Here is a 22633-nt window from a genome sequence, read left to right on the forward strand (position 1 = left end):
CGCCCCCGTGGGCCCCCCGTCGCGCCCTCCCTGCCCCGGACGGCCCTGCCGGGCCCTGCCCGGCGCCCCGGCCGGGCGGCAGCCGCAAATCCGGTACCGATCCCCCTGTCCCGTCCCGGTAGGCTTGGCCCCGTGATTGACCTTCGCCTGCTTCGTGAGGACCCAGACCGTGTGCGCGCCTCGCAGCGCGCCCGAGGCGAGGACGTCGACCTGGTCGACGCCCTCCTCTCCGCCGACGAGCGGCGCCGGTCCTCGGGCAGTCGCTTCGACGAGCTGCGCAACGAGCAGAAGACGCTCAGCAAGCAGATCCCGCAGGCCCAGGGCGACGAGAAGACCGCCCTGCTCCAGCGCACCAAGGCGCTGGCCGCCGAGGTCAAGGCCGCCGACGTCGCACAGGGCGAGGCCAAGGAGGAGGCCGACCGCCTCGTCCGGCAGCTGGCGAACCTCATCGACCCGGCGGCGCCCGTCGGTGGCGAGGAGGACTTCGTCACCCTGGAGGAGATCGGCACCCCGCGCGACTTCGCGGCCGAGGGCTTCGAGCCCAAGGACCACGTCGAGCTGGGCCAGATCCTCGGCGCCATCGACACCGAGCGCGGCGCCAAGGTGGCCGGCTCGCGCTCGTACTACCTGACCGGTGTCGGCGCGCTGCTGGAGCTCGCCCTGGTCAACATGGCAATCGCCCAGGCCGTCTCGGCCGGCTTCACCCCGATGATCACCCCGGCGCTGGTCCGCCCGGCCGCCATGGAGGGCACCGGCTTCCTCGGCCAGGCCGCCGAGAACGTGTACTACCTGGCGGACGACGACCGCTACCTCGTCGGCACCAGCGAGGTCCCGCTCGCGGCGTACCACATGGACGAGATCATCGACGCGGACAAGCTGCCGCTGCGCTACGCCGGGTACTCCTCGTGCTTCCGCCGCGAGGCCGGTACCTACGGCAAGGACACCCGCGGCATCATCCGGGTGCACCAGTTCGAGAAGGTGGAGATGTTCGTCTTCACCACCCCGGAGGAGGCGGAGGCCGAGCACCGCCGCCTGCTGCAGTGGGAGAAGGACTTCCTCAACGCGCTCGACCTGCCGTACCGGGTGATCGACCTCGCCTCCGGCGACCTCGGCTCCTCGGCCGCACGCAAGTTCGACATCGAGGCCTGGGTCCCGACCCAGGGCAAGTACCGCGAGGTCACCTCCACCTCGAACTGCACCGAGTACCAGGCCCGCCGGCTCTCCATCCGGGTGCGCGAGGAGGGCAACAAGGTCCGCCCGCTGGCCACCCTGAACGGCACGCTGGTCGCCGTCCCCCGGGTGATCGTGGCGATCCTGGAGAACCACCAGCAGGCCGACGGCTCGGTGGTGGTTCCGGAGGCGCTGCGGCCGTACCTCGGCGGGCGCGCCGTACTCGAACCCGTCAAGTAGCCGCCGGCGACCGCCGCACCACAGGCAACTCCCGGGAGACCCAGGGCCCATGAGTACCGCAAGCGCCGAGACCGTCTCGCCCGGCGGTGACCTGCCCTACCGGCTGGTCGCCACCGACCTGGACGGCACGCTGCTGACCAGCGCCGAAACCGTCTCGGACCGTACCCGCGCGGCCCTGGCCGGCGCCACCGCCGCCGGGGCCCTGCACATCATCGTCACCGGCCGCTCGGCCGGCTGGGCCCGCCCGGTCTTCGACGAGATCGGCTACACCGGGATAGCGGTCTGCGGCCAGGGCGCCCAGGTCTACGACGCGGGCGCGCACCGGCTGCTCACCTCGATGACGCTGGACCGCAGGCAGGCCGCCCTCGCCATCGCCAAGATCGAGGCCGAGACCGGCCCGCTGGCGATCGCCGCCAACCAGGACGGCCTCGACGGCCAGGTGCTGGCGGGGCCCGGCTACGAACTGCTGATCGGCTCCGACCTGCCGACCGTCCCGGTCACCTCCGCGGAGTTGCTGAGCACTCCGGTCAGCAAGCTCTACATCCAGCACCGGCGCCTGACCGACGACGAGCTGGCCGAGACCGCCCGGCGGATCGCCGGCGACCTGGTCGGGGTCACCATGGCCGGCGCGGGCATCGTCGAGCTGCTCCCGCTGGGCCTGACCAAGGCGACCGGCCTGGCCGTGGCCGCCCACCGGCTGGGCGTCCGGGCGGCGGACACCATCGCGTTCGGGGACATGCCGAACGACATCCCGATGTTCGGCTGGGCCGCGCACGGCGTGGCGATGGCGGGCGCCCACCGGCAACTCCTGGCGGTGGCGGACGAGGTCACTCTGAGCAACGACGAGGACGGCGTGGCCGTCGTCCTGGAGCGGCTCTTCCCCACCGGCACCTGAGCGCGGGCCCGTTCGGAGCCCTTCCGAACGTGACCGGGAGCACCCGGATGCTGATCCTCCAAGAAAGAGTTTGTATGCTCCGCTGAAGCTCCATGCGTTGGCCGGAGCTGTGCAGTAGGTCCTGCCGAACGCACCCCCGGTGCACTCGGCTGCTCCTGCGCTCCTCGTCCATGCAACCTGGGAGCGTTCCCGATCGTCTCTTCGGGTGCGGTGCTCGTCGGCACGGCGACCCTGGGTGCGGTGCTCCTCGGACACCGCGGCCCCGGGGTGCAGTGCTCTTCAGGTGCAGTGCGGGACCAGTGCTTCCGCCGGTGAAAGGTACGCGCATGTCAGGCCAGTGGGACGAGAGCCCGTACCCGGGCGACGGGCAGCGGCGTGGCGACGGCTCGACCGGCGGCGTACGCACCACCGGCGCCCAGGCCGGCCAGAGCGCCGGCGTCCCGGCACCGCGCAACGGCGGACGGGCGGAGGCCAGGCGGGCCGCGCAGGGGCGCGGCGGCCAGAGCCAGAGCGGCGGCGGGCGGGGCAGCGGCGGCGGGCACGGCGGACGGGCCGGTGGCCGGGGGCGCAAGCCGAAGCGGAACGCCAAGAAGATCGTCGCCTGGACGTCGGCAGGCGTGCTGGTACTGATAGTCGGCGCCGGTGGCGCGGTCTACCTGAAGCTGAACGGGAACATCCGCTCGTTCGACGCGAGCGCCATCGCCACCGACCGGCCGCCGGAGTCCACCGCCGACGCCAACGGCAACAAGCCGGTCAACATCCTGCTGATCGGCTCCGACAGCCGGGGCGGCAACAACAGCGACCTCGGCGGCGGCGACGACGCCGGCGCGCGCTCGGACACCACGATCCTGCTGCACGTGTACGCCGACCACAAGCACGCGGTCGGCATCTCCATCCCGCGTGACTCGCTGGTGACGATCCCGACCTGCAAGCTCCCCAACGGCAAGTGGACCAAGGAGCAGAACTCGACGAAGTTCAACGGCGCCTTCTCGGTCGGCGACAGCGACCAGGGAAACCCCGCCTGCACCCAGAACACCGTCGAGAAGCTGACCGGCATCCGGGTCGACCACACGATCGAGGTCAACTTCGAGGGCTTCGCCGCGATGACCTCGGCCGTCAACGGCGTCGACGTCTGCCTCCCGAACGCCATCTACGAGGGCGACGTCAACCCGAACCTCGGCAAGAAGGGCAAGGAGGTCCTGAAGAAGGGCGAGCAGACCGTTCAGGGCCAGCAGGCGCTGGACTACGTCCGGCTGCGGCACGGCATCGGCGACGGCTCCGACATCGGCCGGATGAAGCGCCAGCAGGCCTTCCTCGGCTCGCTCATCTCCAAGGTCAAGAAGCAGGGCCTCAGCCCGACCACCCTGCTGCCGCTCGCGGACGCCGCGACCAAGTCGATGCAGGTCGACCCCGGGCTCGACACGGCCCAGAAGCTGATGTCCTTCGCGCTGTCGATGAAGGACATCGACCTGCACGACCTGAAGTTCGTCACGGCTCCCTGGAAGTTCCGGGGCGCCGACATCGACCTCGTCCACCCGGACATCGACAACCTGTGGGCCACCCTCAAGGCGGACCGCACCATCGACGGCCAGAACGCCACCGGCCAGCAGCAGGACCCGGCGAGCCCCGCCGCGGAGGCGGCGCCCACCACGGCGGCCCCGCAGGCGGCCGACGTCGACGGCACCGGCGTGCGGGTCGCCGTCTACAACGGCACCACCTCCGACGGCATCGCGGGCAAGGCCGCCGACACCCTCAAGACCGCCAAGTTCACCGTCACCCGGACCACGAACGCCCCGAGCACCAGCCACGCCACCACCGTGGTCGAGTACGGCGCCGGGCAGAAGGCCAACGCCGCGAAGGTCGCCGCGCTGTTCCCCGGCGCCACGGTCAGCCCGAGCAGCGCCGCCGGCATCAGCCTGATCCTCGGCAAGGACTACGCCGCCGCCAACCCGGTCGCCGGCACCCCGACCGCGCCCGCCACGCTGCCCCCGAGCGTCACCGCCGACGCCCGCTCCGCGGACGACGACATCTGCGCCAACACCACCTACGGCAGCGGCGGCTGATCCGGATCAGCCGGTGCCCGGCCCCTGCGGGCCGGGCACGGCCGGTCCTCGCCGTAGCGGGCCAGGTTCAGCGGGCCCGGCTCAGAGGGCCTGGCGGATCCAGCCGTCGACGAGCGCGGTGAGATCCCGGTCGGCGGCGGCGTGCACCAGCACGTGGGTGCGGACCACGTCGCCCCCGTGGCCGAACAGGCCGCCCCTCCTGTCGGTCTCCAGGACGACCTCCACCTGGTGCGGACCCGCCAGGAAGGTCACCTCCACCGAGCTGCAGGCGTGCGCGTACTGCGGCGCCGCCGCGAACTCGATCTCCTGGTAGGACGGCAGGCTCTGCGCCGTACCCCGGGTGTGTCCGGCCTCCAGGTCGGCTGAGCGGAACCGGAAGCCGAGCGCCAGGAAGGCGTCCGGCAGCCGGTTCCGGACGGGCAGTGGCTCCACGTCCAACGGGTCGCGGTCGCCCTTGTCGAGGGCGCCGCTGATCTCCACCTCGGTCCGGACCCGAGCGCCATGCCGGCCGGACGCTGCGAGCACCGTCCGCGGAGCGGTTCCCCGGTCACCCGGACCATCGCCCTCGGATCACGGTTGTAGGATGACCGGACAAGCAGTTGTAGGACAACTGCTCCACCCATCCCGACCTACCCGAGGGGACCTCGTGACCGGCGCGAACGACAGCCTGCAGGCCGCAGGCAAGCGCTCACTGGTGGACCACGCGATCGACCAGCTGCGCGAGCAGCTGGCCGGTGGGGCGTGGCCGGTCGGCTCCCGGATCCCCACCGAGCACGAGCTCGCGGAGCGGCTGAAGGTCGGGCGCAACACCGTCCGGGAGGCGATCCGGGTGCTGGTGCACGCCGGCATGCTGGTCTCCCGGCAGGGCGAGGGCACCTTCGTCCGCAGCAGCAGCGACCCGGCCTCCGTGCTGAGGGGCGTCCAGCGCTCCGGCGTACGGGACGTCCTGGAGGTGCGGGCGGCGCTGGAGACCGAGGCCGCCCGGCTGGCCGCTCTGCGGCACACCCCCGAGGATATCGTCCGGATGCGGGCCGTCCTGGCCCGCGAGGCCGAGGTGATCGCCGCGCACCCCGAGCGGGCCGGCCGCGAGGCGACCGTCGAACACGATCTCGAGTTCCACACCGCCGTGGTGGAGGCCGCCAACAACCCGGCGCTCACCGAGGTCTACCGCTACTTCGGCGCCTCCGTGCGCGAGGCGATGCGGACGGCCTTCGGCGACCACGAGATGCCCGAGGTCGTGGTGGCCACCCACGAGGCGTTGGTGGACGCGATCGAGAGCGGCGACCCGGATCGCGCCGAGGCCGCCTGCCGCGAACTGCTCGCCGGCCCGATCTCCGGCGTCGAGCAGCTGCTCGCGGCCATCGCCGCGCGGAAGTGACCCCCGGGGCCCGGCCCCCGCACGACGCTCATCGCACCCGCGCTCCAGAAAGAACCCGTTCCATGGCAGTCACCCGTGCCCAGCAGCCGGTGCTCACCCCCGTCCTCCCCACCCGCGACCGACTCGCCCGTCCGGCGCTGCTGCTCACCGGCATCCTGCTGGTCGCGCTCAACATGCGGGCCTGCCTGGCCGCGATCTCGCCGATGGTCGGCGAGATCCAGCACACCTTCGGTCTCTCCTCCACCGCGAGCGGCCTGATCACCACGGTGCCGGTGCTGTTCCAGGGCCTCGGCGCACCGCTCACCCCCCGGCTCACCCGGCGCTTCGGCACCGAGCGGGTGGTGCTCGGCGCGGTGCTGGTGCTCGGCGCGGGCGTGCTGCTGCGGGTCCTGCCGTCGGTGGCCGCGCTGTACGCCGGCTGCGTGGTGATCGGCGTCGCCATCGCCGTCCTCAACGTCTCGATGCCGGGTCTGGTCAAGCGCGAGTTCCCGGACCGGGCCGCGACCATGACCGGCGTCTACTCCACCACCATGCTGGTCGGCGCGACGCTGGCCGCCGGCGTCTCGGTGCCGCTGGAACAGGCGCTCGGCGGCGGCTGGCGGGCCTCGCTGGGTGCCTGGTCGGTGCTCGCGCTGATCGCCGCGGTGGCCTGGCTGCCGCAGGTGCTCCGGGCGCGGGCCGTCCGGCCGCAGCCGACGGCGGCCCCCGCACCCGCTGCGGCGGCCAGGCCGATCGAGGGCATCTGGCGCTCGCCACTGGCCTGGCGGATCAGCCTCTTCATGGGCATCTCGTCGCTGCTCGTCTACACCCTGGTGGCGTGGATGCCGACCATCCTGGCCGACCACGGGATGGACCGGGGCGAGGCCGGCCTGGTCTTCGCGTACAGCAACCTGGTGCAGGTCGCCGGGGCGTTCCTGGTGCCGCTGCTGGCCGGACGGATGACCCGTCAGCGCGGCCTGGCCGTCACCATGGCCGGACTGAACGCCCTCGGCGTCACGATCCTGCTGGTCTCCCCCGTGCCCGGGGCCTGGGTGTCGGCCACCATCCTGGGCGTCGCCCAGGGCGGTTCGCTGGGCCTGGCCCTGGCCTTCATCGTGCTGCGGACCGGCAGCGCGGCGGGCGCCGCGCAGCTCGGCGGCATGAGCCAGGCCGTCGGGTACCTGGTGGCGGCGGCCGGACCGGTCGGCGCCGGCGCGCTGCACCAGGCCACCGGCAGCTGGACGACTCCGCTGGTGCTCCTGCTGGTCCTCGCCGGCGTCGCCGCCGTGGCCGGCTGGGGAGCGGGCCGCGACCGGACGCTCTGACCGGCCGTCCCGTCGCCGACCGCCCCGCGCGGGGCTACTCCTCGGCGGCCAGGGTCAGCCCCGCCAGCCGGACCGAGGCCAGCACCGTCGCGGCCACCGTCACGATCACCAGCATCGGCAGCGCCACCCCGAGGGCCACGTCCGCCGGGATCGCGCCGGGGGCGGCGATCCGCTCGGCGACCGACAGGCCCCACTGCTGCACGCTCAGCGTCCTGGCGCCCTGCACGAAGTTGCCGACCAGGCTCTCCCAGACCAGCGCGTACGCCAGACCGGCCACCACGGCGTGCCGGGTGACCACGCCGAGCAGCAGGAACAGCGCGCTGTAGGCGGCCCCCGCGAGCAGGGTGCCGACCGTGAAGGCCACCGCGAGACCGTCCTTCGTCCCGTAGAGGATCAGCCCCGCGACGAAGGTCGGAACGGCCGCGAGGACCCAGGTGGTGCCGATCGCCACCGCCAGTTTGGTGGTGATGATCTGCCACCGGGGCAGCGGCTTGGCGAGCAGGTAGACGATCGAGCCGTCGTCGATCTCGGTGGCGATCACGCCGGTGCCCACGACCAGGCCGAGGATCGGCACCAGGGTGCCGAGCGACAGCTGCCCGAGGATCTTGACGGTCGTGTCGTGCCTGTCACCCCCGGCGTTCGCCGCGATCACCGAGATGATCAGCAGCAGGGCGGGGACGACCAGCAGCAGGACGCCGCGGCGGCGGCCCAGCAGGCCGCGTACGGTCAGCCTGGCGACGGTCGGGTTCACGGTGATCGGCCTTCTTTCGGTGACCGGGGCGGTGCCGGGTCGGAGCACTTCGGTACGGAGGCCGGCTCGCGAGGCGGATCGGGAGCCGGCTCGCAGGACGACACGCAGGACGACAGCAGGACTCGGGGGGACGGGGTCGGCGCTCAGGAGGAGACGAGGTAGGAGAAGACGCTCTCCAGCGACTCGTCCGCCGGGGAGACGGTGTAGAGGCGGATGCCCGCCCGCTGCGCGACCTTCGGCAGCAGGGTCGTGAAGCCCTGGAAGTTGACCGCCTGGACCCGCAGGGCCTTCTCACGCAGGTCCAGTTCGATGCCGGCCGTCGACGGGTCGGCGATCAGCGCGGCGGCGAGTGCGCGGTCGTCGCTGGAGCGGACCAGGTAGCGGTGCGGGCGGTCGGTCATCAGCCGCCGGATCCGGCGGAAGTCGCCGGAGGCGGCGTGCCGGCCGGCCACCACGACCTCGATGTGCCGGGCCAGCTGCTCGACCTCCTCCAGGATGTGCGAGGAGAACAGCACCGTCCGGCCGTCGGCGCCGAAGCGGCGCAGCAGTTCCATCAGCTGCAGCCGCTGACGCGGGTCCATGCCGTTGAACGGCTCGTCGAGCAGCAGCACGGCGGGGTCGTGGACCAGTGCCGAGGCCATCTTCACGCGCTGCTTCATGCCCTTGGAGTACGTACCGGTCCTCCGCTCCTGCGCGTACTCCATCCCGACCAGGGCCAGCGCGCGCCGGGTGGCGGCCCCCGGGTCGGGCAGGCCGTGCAGTTCGGCGTTGGTGAGGACGAACTCCCAGCCGGTCAGGAAGTCGTACATCGACTCACGCTCGGGCACCAGCCCGATCTGCCGGTACACCTCCTGGTTGCGCCAGATCCCCGCGCCGTCCAGGGCGACCGTGCCGGACGAGGCGGCGAGGAAGCCGCTCATCATGTGGATGAGCGTGGACTTTCCCGCGCCGTTGGGGCCGAGCAGGCCGGTGACACCGGGACCGATCGTCATGCTGACGTCGTTCACCGCGACCACGTTGCCGAACCAGCGGGAGACCTTGTCGATGGTGATGGTGGCCATGACGCCCTCTCAGGGACTCGGTTGATCAGATGCTGCGGTAGCGGCGCCGGAGCAGCCCGTACGAGCCGGCGACGATGAGCACCGCCTCGGCGGCGAAGACGACGGCGCCGAGCGCACCGGGCGCCCGCAGCGCCCGGGAGGTCTCGCCCAACCCGAAGAGCTGGGTGACCAGGCCCTCGACCAGCCAGCCGGGCGAGAGCAGGGCGGTCCAGTTCGCCGAGGCCGGCACCGGGCTCTGCCCCCCGCCGGCCAGGCCGTAGAGGATTGCGGCGACGGCCAGGCTCACCACCAGGAAGCCCATGACGGCAGCCACGCCGAAGCCCCGGCGCGGGGTGCTCGCGGCGATCAGCAGGCCGATCGCCGAGAACACCAGCGCGTAGAGCACCGCCGCCACCAGGCCGTACAGGAAGTGCGCGGTGTTGTGGCCGGGCGGCATCCCGCCGAGCATCGCGCCGAGGTAGAGCACCACCAGCGGGGCGGCCATCAGCAGCAGCATCGCGGCCGCCATCGCGCCGAACCTGGCGCGGACGTAGTCGCCGCGCGTGATCGGGCGGGAGAAGTACAGCGGCACGGTGTTGTACCGCAGGTCACGGGACATCAGCACAGGTGCCTGGGCGGCCACGAACAGCTCGACCACCAGGCCGAAGGCGCTCAGATAGTCGGGATAGTCGAGCGGGAGCTCGTCGGCGTGCTGGGCCACCGCGAAGGCGACGACCACCACGGCGGGCAGCACGAGCACCGCCAGCACCAGCATCGGCAGCACCTTGGAGCGGCCGGAGCGGCCGAGCCCGAAGGCGGCGCGCAGCCCCTGGACGAAGAGCGAGCGGGTCGCGTGGGCACGGCCCAGCCGGGGGCCGGTGTAGCCCCGGTAGCCGATGTCGTGGATGACGCCGGCGTCGGGCGTCCTGCTCTCAGGAGGCAGCGACATCTGCGGTACCTCCCTCGGGGGCGGCCGGGCCCGGCACCGCGTGCGGCCGCGCGGCCTGCGGCCCGACGGACGGCGGTTCGGTGGCCTGCGGTTCGGTGGCCTGCGGCTCGGTGGCCTGCGGCTCGGTGAACTGCGGCTCGGTGAACTGCGGCTCGGTGTCGGCCGCGAAGATCTCGGCGACCCGGTGCCGGCGCTGCTCCAGCCGCACCAGCCCGAGTCCGAGGTCCGCGACCGTGTCGCGGACGGTGTCGTACGTGCCGTCGTCCTGGATGCCGACCAGCAGCAGCCGGGTTCCCTCGGCCCCCACGGTCAGCCCGGCGGCGGTGAGCCGCTCGCGCACGGCGGCGCCGGTGTCGAGCGAGGAGTCGTCCGGATGGTCCGTCACCTCGACCGCGAGGAGCTGGGTGGCCTCGGTGAAGGAGGCGGTGGAGGAGGAGCGCAGCAGCCGGCCGCCGTCGATCACCACCAGGTGGTCGCAGGTCCGCTCCAGCTCGCCCAGCAGGTGGGTGGTGACCAGCACGGAGATGCCGAAGTCGGAGTGGACGCGGCGGATCAGGCCGAGCATCTCGTCCCGGCCGACCGGATCCAGGCCGTTGGTCGGCTCGTCCAGCAGCACCAGGTCGGGGTCGTGGACCAGGGCCTGGGCGAGCTTGACCCGCTGTTTCATGCCCGTGGAGTAGCCGCCCATCGGACGGTAGCGCTCCTCGTACAGGCCCACGTGGCGCAGCGTGTCGGCGGTCCGTTCACGGGCCGCGGCGGCCGGCAGACCGGCCATCCGGGCCATGTGCACCACGAACTCGGTCGCCGAGACGTCCGGTGGGAGGCAGTCGTGCTCGGGCATGTAGCCGACCCGCTCGCGGATCGCCGAGCCCTCGGTCGCGATGTCGAGGCCGAGGACCTGGCCGGTGCCGGAGGTGGCCGGAGCCAGCCCGAGCAGGATCTTGATGAGTGTGGACTTGCCTGCGCCGTTCGCCCCGACCAGGCCGACCACCCCGGGCCGCACCTCTACGGTGAGCCGGTCGAGGGCGGTGACCCGGGAGAACCTCTTGGTGAGGCCGTCCGTCTTGATGACAGTGGACACGCGTCACAACGTAGCCCTCGGCGGCCCCGCAGGCCATGAGCTGGAATGACGAACCGGGGATGCTCCTGCGGGATGACTGCGGCTCACCGTCCCCTAGGGGACGGGCTCCCGGGTGCCCGCCCGCCCGGACGGGGCTGCGGGCGCCGCCCGGGCGGGGTGTGCGGCCACCGGTGCGGCCGCACACCCCGGCGGGGTCAGGCCAGCAGGTCGGACTGGAGGGTGACGACCTGACGGAAGGCCTGGACCGGGACGTTCGTCGGGTTGGTCATCACGACGACGCCCACCACGTCGCCCGCGAGCAGGAACCCGACCCGGGTGGTGGCGGGCCCGCCGGGCAGGTCGCCGCGGTTCGAGCGGAGCAGGGCCGCCACCCCGACCACGGAGGGGATGTCCTTGCCCGAGTCGGCCCGGAGCGAGACGCCCTTCGGCCCGCCGCTGGTCCAGAGGTACCTGGAGAGGCCCGAGGCCTCCTCCTGGGAACCGAAGCGCAGCAGCCTGATCTGCGTCCTGGTGCCGTCCTCGGCCGTCCACTGCCGGACGGTCGCCGCCCGGCAGGCGTTCTCCAGCAGCAGGGCCGTGGTCTTCGCCGGATCCTGCTGCTCGGCCACCAGCTGGTCGCAGGTGACCCAGTCGGCCGAGGCCCCACCGGCGGCCGCGGACGCCGTACCGGACGGCGACGCGCCGGCAGCCGCTGCGGGGGCGGACGCCGAGGCCGAGGCGGCGGACGAGGCGGCGGCCGACGTGGCCGCTGCGGCCGCCGGCGCGAGTGAGCCACCGGCCTCCTTCGGCGCCGGCAGCAGCAGGTACCGCAGGTCGGCGTAGTGCCGCCCGCCGCCGTCCGGAGCGGACGGCGCGGGCCGGCCGGACGGCAGCGGCGGCAGGGCGAGCGCCGGAAAGCTGTAGCGGCCGTCGTTGGGCGTCGCCAGGCCCGGGAGGTCGGTACGGGCCGGGAGGGTCACCACGACCGCCGTACCCGCCACGGCGAGGGCGAGGACCAGCCCGACCGCGCCCCGGCGCAGGGCGGTCGCGCGCCGCCGCCGGACGCGCTCGCGGCGCTGCTCCTCGGTCTCGGGCGGCAGGAAGGGTCCGTACTGGTAGGGGGAGGCCCAGACGTCCGCCGCGGCGGCCGGAGCGGCTCCGTCCTCCAGCACGACGGCGCCGGCGGCGAGGTCGGTCGGCGCGGCGGCGGGGTCGGCCGGTGCACCGGCGGCGGGGTCGGTCGGCGCGGCGGCGGGGTCGGCCGTGGCGTTGTGGTCGGTCATGCTGACGCTCCGGGGCTGGCGAGCCGGTCGAGCTGCGCGGTGAAGAGGCTGACGATCTTGTCCTTGGGCAGCTGGGCCACGCCCTGGACGTCCATGACGACCAGCAGGTCGCCCTCGGCGGCCGAGCACTCCAGGTAGTCGATCTGCGCGCCCGGATCGACGGGCATCAGGTAGCAGTGGGCCTCCGGATGTCCGGAGATCTCCGGGCCGGTCCGGAAGAGACCGGTGTCACTGGTGAAGACGGCGGTGTACTCGTTCTCCTTCTGCACCTCCTGCTGGTTGAACTGACGCAGCTTGAGGTCCACCACCAGATCGCCGGCGGACGCCTTGAACGTGCGGATACCGGTGCCCTTGACGTGCAGCGCGTTCCAGGACGCCTTCAGCTGGTCCCGCTTGTCGGCCGGCACGTCCTTGAGGCCCTCGTCCAACTCGGCGGCGAGCTGCTCGGCCGTCAGCTCGGTGTCGTTGCCGTAGCCGTCGTAGTCCGGGCCGAGCACGTAGCCGGCCGGGGCGGGGAGCAGCAGGTCGCGGAGCGAGCCGAAGTGGTTGCCGTTGGACTTGGCACCGTAGGCCGATGCCGAGGGAGCGGGTGCGGCCTTCGCCGCGGCGGCCGGAGCGACCGCGACCGCTGCCGGGGCGTCGTCGTAGCGGACGTGGATGACGCCGACGCCGATGACGACCCCGACCAGCGCGGCCGCCACGATCGCGGCGCCGGCCCGCAGGGCCCGGCCTCCTCCGCGCGGGGGCGCGGGATCGGCGAGGAGCGCCGACGGCGCCAAAAGCTCCTGGCCGTCGGACGCGGTCGCCGGCACGCCGGCCGCCTCGTCGCCGGGAGCACCGGCGGGTACGGCGTCGGGTGCGCTGCCGGGTGCGCTGCCGGGTGCGCTGCCGGGTGCACCGGCCGGTGCGGTCTCCAGGGTGGTCTCCGGTGCGTTGGCCGGTGCGTTGGCCGGTGCGGTGTCCGGTGCGGTGTCCGGTGCGGTGTCCGGCGTGCCCTGCGGCGGAACGCCGGCCCCCTCGGCGGAGGGGGCCGGGCCCACGGTGGTGTCGCTCATGCCAGCCGCTCCCACTGCTTCTTGGCGAGGTCCTTGAGTTCGCCGGCGTCCACCTGCTGCGGGGCGAAGACCTCGATCTCCATGACCACGGTGCCGCGCCGCGCGTGGGCGTAGCCGTAGTAGTACGTTTCCGTGCTCTCGGCCCAGTTGGTGGGCTCGGTCTCGGTCCTGACGCCGCCGTTGGCCCCGTCCGCGAACGGCAGGTCCGCGCCGGCGTCGTTCGCCCGCAGCGTCGCACCGGTGACGCTGTCCGGACCGAACTGGGTCAGGGTCACCCGGTACTTGGTGCCGCCCTTCTGCCACTCGACACCGGCCGCACGGCGGAACCCGCCGTGGCTGAGGCGGACGAACTCCTCGTCCGCGCCGCCGGAGCGGTCCGCGATGTCACCGATGGTGAGCCAGGACGGATCGGTCAGGGTCCTGTCCCAGGCCTCGGTGCCGTCCGGGCGTCCGATCACCAGCTTGCGGAGGTCACCGTCGATGCTCAGCGGCTGGGGTGCCGCGTCGGCCACGGCCTTCGCGTCGGCCACGGCGGCCGGGTAGCCCGGGCGCGCCACCTGGAGCGAGGGCAGCGGCGTCGGCGGACGTTGCGCCTGGATGCCGTACCCGAGGGCGCCGCCCAGCAGGACACCGACCACCAGGGCCGCCGACAGCACCAGCACGAGATCGGGCCGGCGCCGGGCGGCCGGCGCCTCGGCGACGCCGTCCCCGACGGTGGGCTCTCCGGCGGCGAGGAGGTCGACCACCGGACCGGCGTACCCGGCCGACGGGCCGGCCACGGTCGGGTCCGTCCCGTCGGCCGAGGCCGGGGCGGGTGCCGCGGCCGGCGATCCCGGCGCGGCCCACGGGCTGAGCTTGACGGGCGGGGCCGCGGCCAGCGGTGACGGCGGGCCGACCGGCGCCACGGGAGGCACGGGAGGCGCTGCGAGGGGCGGCGGCGGCGTGACGGATGGTGCGGGGGGTGCGGCAGGGGGCGGCACGGTGGGCGACACGTCGCAGGACGCGTCAGGAGACACGTCGGCCGACGACGCCTCCACGGGCTCGGTACTCACGGGATTGCTCCAGGAACTGGGAGGAAAAGGAGGCGGGGCTCAGCCGCCGGAGGACAGCCGGTCGCGCTGACGGCGCATCACGTCGGCGAGCACGGCCTTGTCCGGGTCGCCCTTCACCTGGATCTCGATCTCGAACTCCACATCGCCCTTGCTGGCGATGCCGATCATCTCGCCGGTGTAGGCCTTCTGCTCCGGCTTGAACATGAAGCCGCGAGCGCCCGAAACACCGTCGACGTCGAATGCGTCGCCCTCCGAGTAGGTGGCGTTCTTGACGAAGTCGGAGGCGTGCGAGGCGGACGAGAAACGCATCAGCCGGATCCGGACGTTCGCCTTTCCGTCGGCCGTACGGTAGGTGCGCTCGGCCGCTTCCTTGTACCCGTACGAGTTGAGGATGGACATGATGTCCTTCTGGCCGCCGTATTCGGCGGACAGCTCGTCGTCGGACATCTTGACGCCGTCGGCCGAACCGAACGACTCGCCGTTGTCCGGGATCGGGGCGAAGAAGTACCGCAGGTCACCGCCGTGCGTGCTGCCGTCGACCGTGCCGTGCAGGGTGCTGCTCGGCTTCGGGGCGGGCGGGGGTGGCGGCGTGGGCGTCGGCGTGGCGGTCGGCGTCGGGGACGGCGAGGCGGACGGGGCGGCCGAGGCGCTCGCCGATACGGTCGGCGCGGCGGCCGCCACGGCCGCCGGACGTCCGTCCGGCTTGCCGACCGCCACGGTCACGGCGGTGCTGGTGGCGGTGACGGCGAGCAGCCCCACCGTGGCCAGCGCCACGCCCAGCGCGCGCGGCACCGTCCGGGCGGACGCGGCGGTGGACCCCGGCGCGGACCCCGCGTGGTACGAGGGCCCGGCGTCGGTCGCGGACAGGGGCGCGGACAGGGGCACGGCGTCGGGCGCGGAGACAGGCGCGGCGTCGGTCGCCGCCGACGAGGCTTCGCCGGGGCCGGACTGTAGGTCGGCCGGATCGGCGGACGGCGCGTTTTCGGGCGCGGACAAGGAATCCCCCAGGAATGTGCGGAATGGGCCGCGTGCGGGCCCACAACAGGCCACCCCCGGGGCCTCTCCAGACCGACCGCTACGCGCGTCAGCTGGAATTATGAGAGTTTCCGCCCCCCGCGCCAACAGAGTTAACCCTGACACTTCACACAATGATCAACCAATCGGACATGCCGTGATCGAACCGCAACGCGACCGCACCGGCCGTTCGTCCCCAGCACACCGCGGTGACCGTCGAACGATCCTCCCGGCCGATCCTTCCGACCGACCGCCGCGGCGCCCTCGGCGGCACCGCTCGGCGACACCCTCGGCCTGCGACCCGAAACGGCCCCGCACGGTCTCCCGGGCGGTACCCCCGGACGCGCCGGAGCACCCGACCCGGCGGGGGCGGGTGCTCCGGCGACCGAGCCGCGGTCAGTCCAGTTGTGCGAGGCCCTCGGTGGCGATCCGTTCGAACACGGTGAGGTCGTTCTCGAAGACCGAGTCGGGCACCGGCCAGTGGACGACGAGCTCGGTGATGCCGAGCTCCCGGTAACGGCCCGCCCAGTCGACGAACGCGTCGAGCGAGACGAGCGGCCGCTCCGCCGTCGAACCCTGCAGCAGCACCTTCTCCAGCGTCGCCACGTCCCGGCCCTGCGCCTCGCAGGCGACGGCGAGCTTGGCGAGCTGCGCCTCGATCACGGCCGGCGCCTGCTCGACCGGTACGTCCGCCGGCCCGCGCGCGTCCCCGTACGTGACCCAGCCCTGCCCGTGTTCGGCCGCCAGCCGCAGCCCGCGCGGCCCGGTCGCCGCCACGTAGAACGGAGCCCGTGGCCGCTGCACGCACCCGGGGATGTTCCGCGCCTCGACCGCCGAGTAGTACTGCCCCTCCTCGGTGGTGGCGTCCTGGGTCAGCAGCCTGTCCAGCAGCGGCAGGAACTCCTCGAACCGGTCCGCCCGCTCCTTCGGCGACCACGCCTCCTGCCCCATCGCCGTCGCGTCGAACCCGGCCCCGCCGGCCCCGATCCCGACCGTCAGCCGCCCCTGCGAGACGTCGTCCAGCGAGACGAGTTCCTTGGCCAGGGTCACGGGGTGCCGGAAGTTCGGCGAGGTCACGAGCGTCCCCAGCCGGATCCGCTCGGTCGCCGTCGCGGCAGCGGTCAGCGTCGGAACCGCCCCGAACCAGGGCGCCTCCCGAAAGGACCGCCACGACAGGTGGTCATAGGTGTAGGCCGCATGGAAGCCGAGGTCCTCGGCCCGCCGCCAGATCTTCTGCCCCTCGCTCCACCGGTGGATGGGGAGGATCACTGTGCTCAGTCGCATGACATCGACCCTATGCGTGCACACCGACGGGTGAGATTCGAGCGACCCGCGGCGACGTCACCTGCACGACCGCTAGCGTGGCGCCATGGGTGCACTGGGCAGGGCCGAGCTTGAGGCCATGGTCGACGAGGCCACCGTCGACGCCTACGGCGAGGACGAGCAGCTGACCGGTCTGTTCACCATGCTGCAGGAGAATCTCGCAGTGCCGTTCGGCACGACGATTCTCGGAGTGGAGGTGACCGTGCGCGGCATCGATCTCGCTCAGGACGGCCGGATCATCGCCCTGTGCTTCCGCGGCCGTGTTCGACAGAAGATCGGGATCCTGGAGCTGCCGCTGCCAACACCTGCCCCGAACGGCGCCGAGTGGATCGAGGCGTACCGCTACTGGTCCGGCTGACGTCAAGCAGCTCACACATCATTTCGGCACTGGCACGCAGGGAGAGCAGGACATGGCGATCGCCGTTCGGGATGCGGATCACAGCGAGCGCTCGCTCACCGATCTCATCGAGCGCAGTGCCGAGTTGAAGGGCGAACTCGTCGCCTTCGCACAGAGCGCGCGCTTCGACCGGTGGTTGACCCCCCTCCTGCTGGAGGCCGCAGGCCCTGAGCGGCGGCTGGACGAGGGCGACGCGATCCGGATCACCGACCACTTCATCCTGCGGTACCGCCTGCCGGGCGATACCACCGTGGTGGACCGATTCGTCGGCTCACGGCGGGACTTGAGCGAAGTTGATCGGGATATGCTGCTCAGCTGGCGTGACCCGGTCGAGGGCATCTTCGAGATCCGACGCAAGGACGGAGACGGCGTCGTCCTGCTGAACCTGGTCGACGACCTGGAGTACCGCACGTACTCGAACGTCGGGCCGAAGGCCTTCCGTGGAGTGTCCAAGGGACAGTTCCTTCTCGCCTGCCTGGTGCCCATCCACGCGGCCGACGGTGTGTGGCTGATCTCCGGAATGATGTCGTCCTACCCGAAGTCCAGCGCCACCGAGATCGCCCGGGCCGCGCTCCAACTGGCTACCAGCCGACCCGAACTGGTCTTCCGCAACCCCGAGAAGATCGAGCAGGGATGGGAGCGGATGCGGGAGGACCGCGCCGCGTTCGTCGAGTTCTGCGGCGGCGACGAACTGGTCCTGCCCCCTGCCGAGGCCGAGGCCAGGCTCAACGCCTACTACCGGCACCGACAGGAAGCCACCGCCGCCGCACACCCCGACCACGCACAAGGCAGGCGGCTGCCCGGGCTGGACTTCCCGGCATTCGAACTTCCACCGGCCCTCGCAGACTCGGACACCATCGGCGTCATCTACGACGAAGTCGACGGAATGAACTTCTACGCGGACTACGGGATGCTGCGGGACCTCTTCGCCGACCCGGCCCTCGCAGGCCGCAGGCGGCACCAGGACCTGCTACGCACATACCTCGCGAGGACTCGATCGCGCCCCTGCCGATCCGCCGCCTGGCCACCGCCCACCCGGAGACCACCGACGCGGTCTTCCGGAAGCTGCTGCGGAAACCCGGATTCACCTGGGCCCAGCACGGCGAGGAACTGTTGCGCCGACGCAAGCCCTGGTACTACACACAGGAGTCCCGACCCGGCGTCTCCGTGATCGGCGAGCGCCTCAGCGAACTCGCCGCCGGCGACCGACGGCGGAAGCTCACGAGAGCGCGGCGCGTCTCGGCGGCCTCGTCCGGGTGAAATGCTGGCGAGCCTGATGCCCGTACGGGACGATGAAGTAGCGTCGGATCGTCGTCTGGAGCCGAGGAGGTGCCGCATGTCGTACGAGCCCAAACTGGCTGCCGCGTTGTCCGGTGCGACTCTGCGGCAGCTGTCGCACTGGCGGCGGGCCACCGGCGAGCGTGGCGCTGTCCTCGTGCCGGAGATCTCGGCATCCCGTCCGATCCTCTACTCCTTTCGCGACGTGGTCGCCCTGCGAGCCTGTGTCCGCCTTCGCGAGGAGGCATCCCTGCAGAAGATCAGGCGGGCACTGAGCACGTTGCGTGAGGGCCTCGACGAACGGGAACACCTCTCGGCCTACCGACTGGTCGCAGGCGGTGACACGATCTACCTGGCAGACCCGGAGCACGCAGTGGACCTCGTGCGGAGCAAGGGCAATGTCGTCATCCACGACATGGTGGACGTGCTTGCGCCTTTCTACCGTGGTGGTCGACGAATCCCGGACCTCCTTGAACCCCGGCCGCACGTGTCCATCGACCCTGCCGTGCGAGGCGGTGAGCCGGTCGTCGAGGGGACACGCATCCCGGCGACGGAGGTCGCCGCTCTCCTGAGGGACGGCGTGCCACCCGAGCAGATCGGCGACTACTACCCGGGCGTGACAGCAGAGGCAGCGCGGGACGCAGCGGACTTCGCCGACTATGTCGACAGTTACGAGGACGCGGAAATCCGGCAGGCAGCGTCTTGAAGCTGCTGCTCGACGAGAACGTGCCGCTTCCCATGGCACGGATCGTGCGGCTGCTCCTGAAGCACCACGTCGTCGAGCACGTAGCCGAACTCAGCGGCTGGGCGGGAACCAAGGACGTCGACCTCTATGCGCGTGCGGCAGCGGACGGCTTTCAGATCGTTGTCACGAATGACACGAAGCAACTGAGCCGCCCGCTCGAAGTAGTCGCCATCGCAGAGTCGGGCCTGCATCGCATCGAGTACCGCCAGAATCACAAGCACGGTGGGCTGGTGGGTCTCGGTGCGGCTATCGCCACTGTGTGCGCCGGCCTTCCCCACGCCTTGGCTGAACTCGACCAGGCGGACGGCCAACGTCTGATCTCGCTGAATGCGGTCGACCCGTCCCAGCAGAGCCGCTTGCGGATTGTGGATCCTGCCAGCGCCCCACCCAGGTTCTGGCCCGCCGACTCGCAGGGATAGTGGCATCAGGGGCTGAACCGGCGAAACATCGCAGGTCAGGCTGCGATAGGTGAAAAAGGATTGACTGAGGTGACGAGCGTCCCGAGCCGGATCCGTTCGGTCGCCGTGGCGGCGGCCGTCAGCGTGGGAACGGCCCCGAACCAGGGCTCCTCCCGGAAGCTCCGCCAGGAGAGGTGGTCGTAGGTGTAGGCGGCGTGGAAGCCGAGGTCCTCGGCCCGCCGCCAGATCTTCTGGCCCTCGCTCCACCGGTGGATGGGGAGGATCACCGTGCTCAGTCGCATGCTCGCGACCCTACGCGAGCAGGGCGCGGAGCTGTTGTCTGCGCATCCGGACTCCTATCGGCGCAGAGGATCGTCACACATGGCCAAGAGATGCCTGGAACTCGGCGTCCGTGATCTTCCCGATGAGCCACGACCAGAGAATCCTGGCGGCCTTCCGATCGAGGTCGAGGCTCTCCCTGGCGGCCCGGAGGAACAGGCCGTCGACGGTGGCGGCATAGCGGCCTGAGCTTCGGAAGCGGAGGCAGGCGTCGGCCGGGCCCAGTCCGTCGGCGACCAGCCGGGACAGCTCAGCCACGTCGTCGTCGAAGCGCGACTGTGGACGGATCCGCACGCCGTACGCAGACTCGAACTCCGCACAGAAGCTCCGGGCCGCGTACGACGGGCTGTTCCGCAGCCACCACTGGTCGACCGGGTAGGACGGGAACGACTCGTCGGTCAGCACCAGCCGGACAGCCAGGTCGGTGCGCTCGATCGCCTCCCGAAAGCCGTCCGCCTCGGGGCCGGACAGCTGAGGCAGAACCTCCGAGAGGACGGTCCGCAACGACAGGTCGTTGAGGTAGTCGTCGAGGTCCCAGGGGAACCCGGCCGCGCAGTCGGCGGCGAACCGCTGCCACCGATCCACGGCCTCCCAAGGAGAGATCTCGGTGCGCCACCCCTTGTCGGTGAAGGCTCGTGAGAACTCCAGATCGAAATCCGCTCCCACTATCGCACGCTCTCCTTGTCCATGAAGTCGCTCGGGTCGTCCGGCCGGAAGAAGCCGGAAGCGGTGCGCGCGCGCCGGCGCGCAGGGCGTCTCCTCCTGCGACGAGCCGCTCACCGCGCAGACTCCGCGCGGCGCGCGGTGGGCGCCGCGCGGACGGCTACCGCTCCAGGATGCTGGTGAAGGCGAGCAGTGCCAGCTGCACCCGGTTCGTGGTGCCGGTCTTGCCGCGGATCCGGCGCAGGTAGGTGTCCACGGTGTGCGGGCTGAGCTGCAGGCGGTTCGCGATGGCGGCGTAGGTGGCGCCCTCCGTCAGCAGCTCCAGCACCTGCAACTCCCGCCGGCTGAGCCGCGCGCCGCCGTAGCCGCGGTCGTGGTCGTGCCCATGCCCGTGGTCGTGGCCGTGGCCGTGACCGTGACCGCCGCAGTCGTCCTCCCGGCCGCCGCCGTCAGCGGGGGCGGCCGGGTAGTCGGTGCGGGCGCCCGGAAGGACGGTGCGGACGGCCGGGTCGGCGTCGTTCCGGGGCGTTTCCGATAACCCTTCCGACAGTCCGACGACACCGGGCGGCGGTGCGGATCGGCCCGGGGCCTGGGCCCGGCGCGAGGGCACGGCGCGGCGCGGGGGCACGGCCGACTCAGTTCAGCGGCTTGCAGAGCGGGAGTTCGCAGCCGCCGCCCCAGGACGTGTCGGTCAGATCCGACACCGCCGTACCGCCGGCGCCCGCGGCCGTGAGCGCGTTCCCCGCCGGTGCGGACCACCCCGGCAGCACACCGGCCGCCGCGGTCGCTCCGCCGCCCAGGAGTGCGGCGAGCAGGGCGGCCGGGACGAGGAAGCGCTTCACGGTGTCCTCCGGAGGGATCGTAGACGTTGGTCCGGTGAGGGGGCGCCCGGCGGAGCCGGCGAGCGGCGGGCTGCACGGCAGCGGCCGTCGGCGCGTGACCTAGCATGTCAATCGAGGTGGTCCGGGGCCATCCGCCGGTCACCTCAGCAACTTCGATGGCAGCAAGATGACCGGGGGACGGATATGGACTTTCTACTCCAAACCCCTGGAGAGCCGACCGGAGTGGAACCCGATCCGGTCGACACCGCCGTCTACGACTGGGTGCTGACGCACCGCCGGCTGGACCTGACCGCCCTCGCCGACCACCTGCGCCGGCTCGGACTGGACCCGGCGGGCGCGGGGAGCGCGTTGCACCGCCTGACCGAGTGGCAGCTGGTCCACCGGGATCCGCGTGATCCGGCGGTGGGGTACGCGGTGGCACCGGACGCCGCGATGACCGCCCTCGCCGCCCCGGTCGAGGCCGCGATCCGGCGCAGCCAGGAGGAACTGGCCCGCAGGCGGACCCAGGTGGCCGGTTTCCTGCCGCACTACCGGCGCAGCCCCGGCGCCGACGGCGCCGGCCAGGGCCTGCGGGTCATCGCCAGCCTGCCGGAGGTGCGGGCGGCCCTGGACCGGGCCTCCGACAGCTGTCGGGAGGAGGTGCTGACCAGCCAGCCCGGCGGCGGCTCCCGAGTACCGGAGGCAATGGAGGAGGCGTTGGGCCGTGACCACGCCCTGCTCGCCCGCGGCGTGCGGATGCGAACGCTGTACCACCACACCGCGCGCTTCAACGGCCCCAGCCAGGCCTACGTGGAGGCCGCCACCGGGCTGGGCGCCGAGTACCGCACCGCCCACGAGCTGTTCGGCCGGCTCATCGTCTTCGACCGCGAGCTGGCGTTCCTGCCGCTCAGCGACGGCTCCTGGGGTGCCCTGATGGTCAGCCAGGACTCGCTGGTCGCCTACCTGTGCGAGATATTCGAGCAGTCCTGGGCGCTGGCGCGGCCCTTCGCGGCGGCGGCGGAGGAGGGCCTCGAACAGGTCGCCAGGGAGCTCGACCGCACGATCGTGCGGATGCTCGCCGCGGGCCTCAAGGACGAGGCCATCGCCCGGCGCCTGGGCATGTCCCTGCGTACGGCGCGCCGGCACATCGCGGACATCATGACCCAGTTGGCGGCCGAGAGCCGGTTCCAGGCGGGCGTGGCAGCGGCCCGGACCGGACTGCTGGACGACTGACGCCCGGCACGCGGCCCCGCGAGGCCGCCGTCACGCGCGCCCCGACGCACACGGACCCGACGCGCACCCGCCCCGACGCACACGGGCTCTGTCACGCACGGGCCCTGTCACGTACTCCCGGGACCGCGGCCCCGGGACCGGCATCCCGTGGCTTTCCGTCGGCGGTGTCCACATTTCAAGAT

At 72.3% G+C, this 22633-nt stretch carries 23 protein-coding genes and 1 pseudogene; 10 read left to right on the plus strand and 14 right to left on the minus strand.

The genetic code is table 11. The features are described 5' to 3' along the window. The first annotated feature begins 132 nt into the window (after positions 1-132). The 3 genes from serS to OG823_RS16115 all read left to right on the plus strand — a co-directional run bounded on the left by serS (position 133) and on the right by OG823_RS16115 (position 4368). Positions 133-1410 (plus strand): serine--tRNA ligase, encoded by a 1278-nt coding sequence (serS, locus tag OG823_RS16105; RefSeq protein ID WP_371480240.1) that lies wholly within the window; start codon positions 133-135, stop codon positions 1408-1410. A gap of 49 nt (positions 1411-1459) precedes the next feature. Then, positions 1460-2305 carry an HAD family hydrolase gene (locus OG823_RS16110; protein ID WP_371480241.1) on the plus strand — a complete coding sequence of 282 codons (846 nt, stop codon included), beginning with the start codon at positions 1460-1462 and terminating at the stop codon, positions 2303-2305. Between the two features lie 326 nt (positions 2306-2631). After that, positions 2632-4368: an LCP family protein gene (locus OG823_RS16115; RefSeq protein WP_371480242.1), complete on the plus strand. Its 1737-nt coding sequence runs from the start codon at positions 2632-2634 to the stop codon at positions 4366-4368. Positions 4369-4449: 81 nt separating this feature from the next. On the opposite strand, the gene OG823_RS16120 is transcribed toward OG823_RS16115, so the two are convergent. Next, positions 4450-4893, minus strand: coding sequence for a sporulation protein (locus OG823_RS16120; protein WP_371480243.1), 444 nt, complete (start codon positions 4891-4893; stop codon positions 4450-4452). Between the two features lie 121 nt (positions 4894-5014). On the opposite strand from OG823_RS16120, the gene OG823_RS16125 reads away from it, so the two are divergent. Further along, positions 5015-5746, plus strand: coding sequence for a FadR/GntR family transcriptional regulator (locus OG823_RS16125; RefSeq protein ID WP_371480244.1), 732 nt, complete (start codon positions 5015-5017; stop codon positions 5744-5746). Positions 5747-5808: 62 nt separating this feature from the next. Continuing rightward, positions 5809-7050 carry a CynX/NimT family MFS transporter gene (locus tag OG823_RS16130; RefSeq protein ID WP_371480245.1) on the plus strand — a complete coding sequence of 414 codons (1242 nt, stop codon included), beginning with the start codon at positions 5809-5811 and terminating at the stop codon, positions 7048-7050. A gap of 34 nt (positions 7051-7084) precedes the next feature. Here the strand turns inward: OG823_RS16130 and OG823_RS16135 are convergent, their stop codons facing one another. The 9 genes from OG823_RS16135 to OG823_RS16175 form a co-directional block, all read right to left on the minus strand. Then, a complete protein-coding gene (locus OG823_RS16135; RefSeq protein WP_371480246.1) occupies positions 7085-7801 on the minus strand; it encodes an ABC transporter permease in 717 nt (238 codons plus the stop codon). A 143-nt stretch (positions 7802-7944) separates the two neighbouring features. Then, positions 7945-8862 carry an ABC transporter ATP-binding protein gene (locus OG823_RS16140; RefSeq protein ID WP_371480247.1) on the minus strand — a complete coding sequence of 306 codons (918 nt, stop codon included), beginning with the start codon at positions 8860-8862 and terminating at the stop codon, positions 7945-7947. 25 nt (positions 8863-8887) lie between these two features. Continuing rightward, positions 8888-9790, minus strand: a complete 903-nt coding sequence (locus OG823_RS16145; RefSeq protein WP_371480248.1) for an ABC transporter permease — start codon at positions 9788-9790, stop codon at positions 8888-8890. Next, a complete protein-coding gene (locus OG823_RS16150; RefSeq protein ID WP_371480249.1) occupies positions 9774-10871 on the minus strand; it encodes an ABC transporter ATP-binding protein in 1098 nt (365 codons plus the stop codon). The genes OG823_RS16145 and OG823_RS16150 overlap by 17 nt, the downstream gene beginning before the upstream one ends. Before the next feature lie 194 nt (positions 10872-11065). After that, complete coding sequence (locus OG823_RS16155; protein ID WP_371480250.1) at positions 11066-12133, minus strand: hypothetical protein; 1068 nt, start codon at positions 12131-12133, stop codon at positions 11066-11068. Beyond that, positions 12130-13188 carry a hypothetical protein gene (locus tag OG823_RS16160; protein ID WP_371480251.1) on the minus strand — a complete coding sequence of 353 codons (1059 nt, stop codon included), beginning with the start codon at positions 13186-13188 and terminating at the stop codon, positions 12130-12132. Before OG823_RS16160 ends, OG823_RS16155 begins: the two co-directional genes overlap by 4 nt. Beyond that, positions 13185-14093, minus strand: a complete 909-nt coding sequence (locus OG823_RS16165; RefSeq protein ID WP_371480252.1) for a hypothetical protein — start codon at positions 14091-14093, stop codon at positions 13185-13187. The genes OG823_RS16160 and OG823_RS16165 overlap by 4 nt, the downstream gene beginning before the upstream one ends. A 186-nt stretch (positions 14094-14279) precedes the next feature. Next, a complete protein-coding gene (locus tag OG823_RS16170; protein WP_371480253.1) occupies positions 14280-15236 on the minus strand; it encodes a hypothetical protein in 957 nt (318 codons plus the stop codon). A 414-nt stretch (positions 15237-15650) separates the two neighbouring features. Continuing rightward, entirely contained in the window at positions 15651-16538 is an 888-nt protein-coding gene (locus OG823_RS16175; protein ID WP_371480254.1) for an LLM class flavin-dependent oxidoreductase, read from the minus strand. Between the two features lie 85 nt (positions 16539-16623). Here OG823_RS16175 and OG823_RS16180 point away from each other — a divergent pair, with 85 nt between their 5' ends. The 4 genes from OG823_RS16180 (at position 16624) to OG823_RS16195 (ending at position 19416) form a co-directional block, all read left to right on the plus strand. Further along, entirely contained in the window at positions 16624-16935 is a 312-nt protein-coding gene (locus OG823_RS16180; RefSeq protein ID WP_371480255.1) for a hypothetical protein, read from the plus strand. Between the two features lie 52 nt (positions 16936-16987). Continuing rightward, positions 16988-18145: a hypothetical protein gene (locus OG823_RS16185; protein ID WP_371480257.1), complete on the plus strand. Its 1158-nt coding sequence runs from the start codon at positions 16988-16990 to the stop codon at positions 18143-18145. A 165-nt stretch (positions 18146-18310) separates the two neighbouring features. Next, positions 18311-18958: a DUF433 domain-containing protein gene (locus OG823_RS16190; protein WP_371480258.1), complete on the plus strand. Its 648-nt coding sequence runs from the start codon at positions 18311-18313 to the stop codon at positions 18956-18958. Next, complete coding sequence (locus OG823_RS16195) at positions 18955-19416, plus strand: DUF5615 family PIN-like protein (RefSeq protein ID WP_371480259.1); 462 nt, start codon at positions 18955-18957, stop codon at positions 19414-19416. Before OG823_RS16190 ends, OG823_RS16195 begins: the two co-directional genes overlap by 4 nt. A 44-nt stretch (positions 19417-19460) precedes the next feature. Here the strand turns inward: OG823_RS16195 and OG823_RS16200 are convergent. The 4 genes and pseudogenes from OG823_RS16200 to OG823_RS16215 form a co-directional block, all read right to left on the minus strand. Next, a pseudogene (locus OG823_RS16200) lies at positions 19461-19697 on the minus strand (LLM class flavin-dependent oxidoreductase); the annotation flags it as partial. A 73-nt stretch (positions 19698-19770) separates the two neighbouring features. Continuing rightward, a complete protein-coding gene (locus tag OG823_RS16205) occupies positions 19771-20400 on the minus strand; it encodes a hypothetical protein (RefSeq protein WP_371480260.1) in 630 nt (209 codons plus the stop codon). Between the two features lie 157 nt (positions 20401-20557). Continuing rightward, complete coding sequence (locus tag OG823_RS16210) at positions 20558-21025, minus strand: response regulator transcription factor (protein WP_371480261.1); 468 nt, start codon at positions 21023-21025, stop codon at positions 20558-20560. A gap of 7 nt (positions 21026-21032) precedes the next feature. Further along, positions 21033-21239: a hypothetical protein gene (locus tag OG823_RS16215; protein ID WP_371480262.1), complete on the minus strand. Its 207-nt coding sequence runs from the start codon at positions 21237-21239 to the stop codon at positions 21033-21035. A gap of 222 nt (positions 21240-21461) precedes the next feature. Between OG823_RS16215 and OG823_RS16220 the strand changes: the two genes are divergently transcribed. Next, the gene (locus OG823_RS16220) at positions 21462-22451 is read left to right on the plus strand and encodes a response regulator transcription factor (RefSeq protein ID WP_371480263.1); all 990 of its coding nucleotides are present in this window, start codon (positions 21462-21464) and stop codon (positions 22449-22451) included. Positions 22452-22633 lie beyond the last annotated feature (182 nt).

The sequence above is a fragment of the Kitasatospora sp. NBC_00315 genome (assembly GCF_041435095.1).
Lineage (GTDB): Bacteria > Actinomycetota > Actinomycetes > Streptomycetales > Streptomycetaceae > Kitasatospora.

Excerpts from the sequence above, each read along its gene's own strand:
- OG823_RS16130 (WP_371480245.1), top strand. The coding sequence starts at position 5,809 with ATGGCAGTCACCCGTGCCCAGCAGCCGGTGCTCACCCCCGTCCTCCCC.
- OG823_RS16115 (WP_371480242.1), top strand. The coding sequence starts at position 2,632 with ATGTCAGGCCAGTGGGACGAGAGCCCGTACCCGGGCGACGGGCAGCGG.
- OG823_RS16185 (WP_371480257.1), top strand. The coding sequence starts at position 16,988 with ATGGCGATCGCCGTTCGGGATGCGGATCACAGCGAGCGCTCGCTCACC.
- OG823_RS16155 (WP_371480250.1), bottom strand. The coding sequence starts at position 12,133 with ATGACCGACCACAACGCCACGGCCGACCCCGCCGCCGCGCCGACCGAC.
- OG823_RS16190 (WP_371480258.1), top strand. The coding sequence starts at position 18,311 with ATGTCGTACGAGCCCAAACTGGCTGCCGCGTTGTCCGGTGCGACTCTG.
- OG823_RS16110 (WP_371480241.1), top strand. The coding sequence starts at position 1,460 with ATGAGTACCGCAAGCGCCGAGACCGTCTCGCCCGGCGGTGACCTGCCC.
- OG823_RS16180 (WP_371480255.1), top strand. The coding sequence starts at position 16,624 with ATGGGTGCACTGGGCAGGGCCGAGCTTGAGGCCATGGTCGACGAGGCC.
- OG823_RS16175 (WP_371480254.1), bottom strand. The coding sequence starts at position 16,538 with ATGCGACTGAGCACAGTGATCCTCCCCATCCACCGGTGGAGCGAGGGG.
- OG823_RS16160 (WP_371480251.1), bottom strand. The coding sequence starts at position 13,188 with ATGAGCGACACCACCGTGGGCCCGGCCCCCTCCGCCGAGGGGGCCGGC.
- OG823_RS16145 (WP_371480248.1), bottom strand. The coding sequence starts at position 9,790 with ATGTCGCTGCCTCCTGAGAGCAGGACGCCCGACGCCGGCGTCATCCAC.
- OG823_RS16140 (WP_371480247.1), bottom strand. The coding sequence starts at position 8,862 with ATGGCCACCATCACCATCGACAAGGTCTCCCGCTGGTTCGGCAACGTG.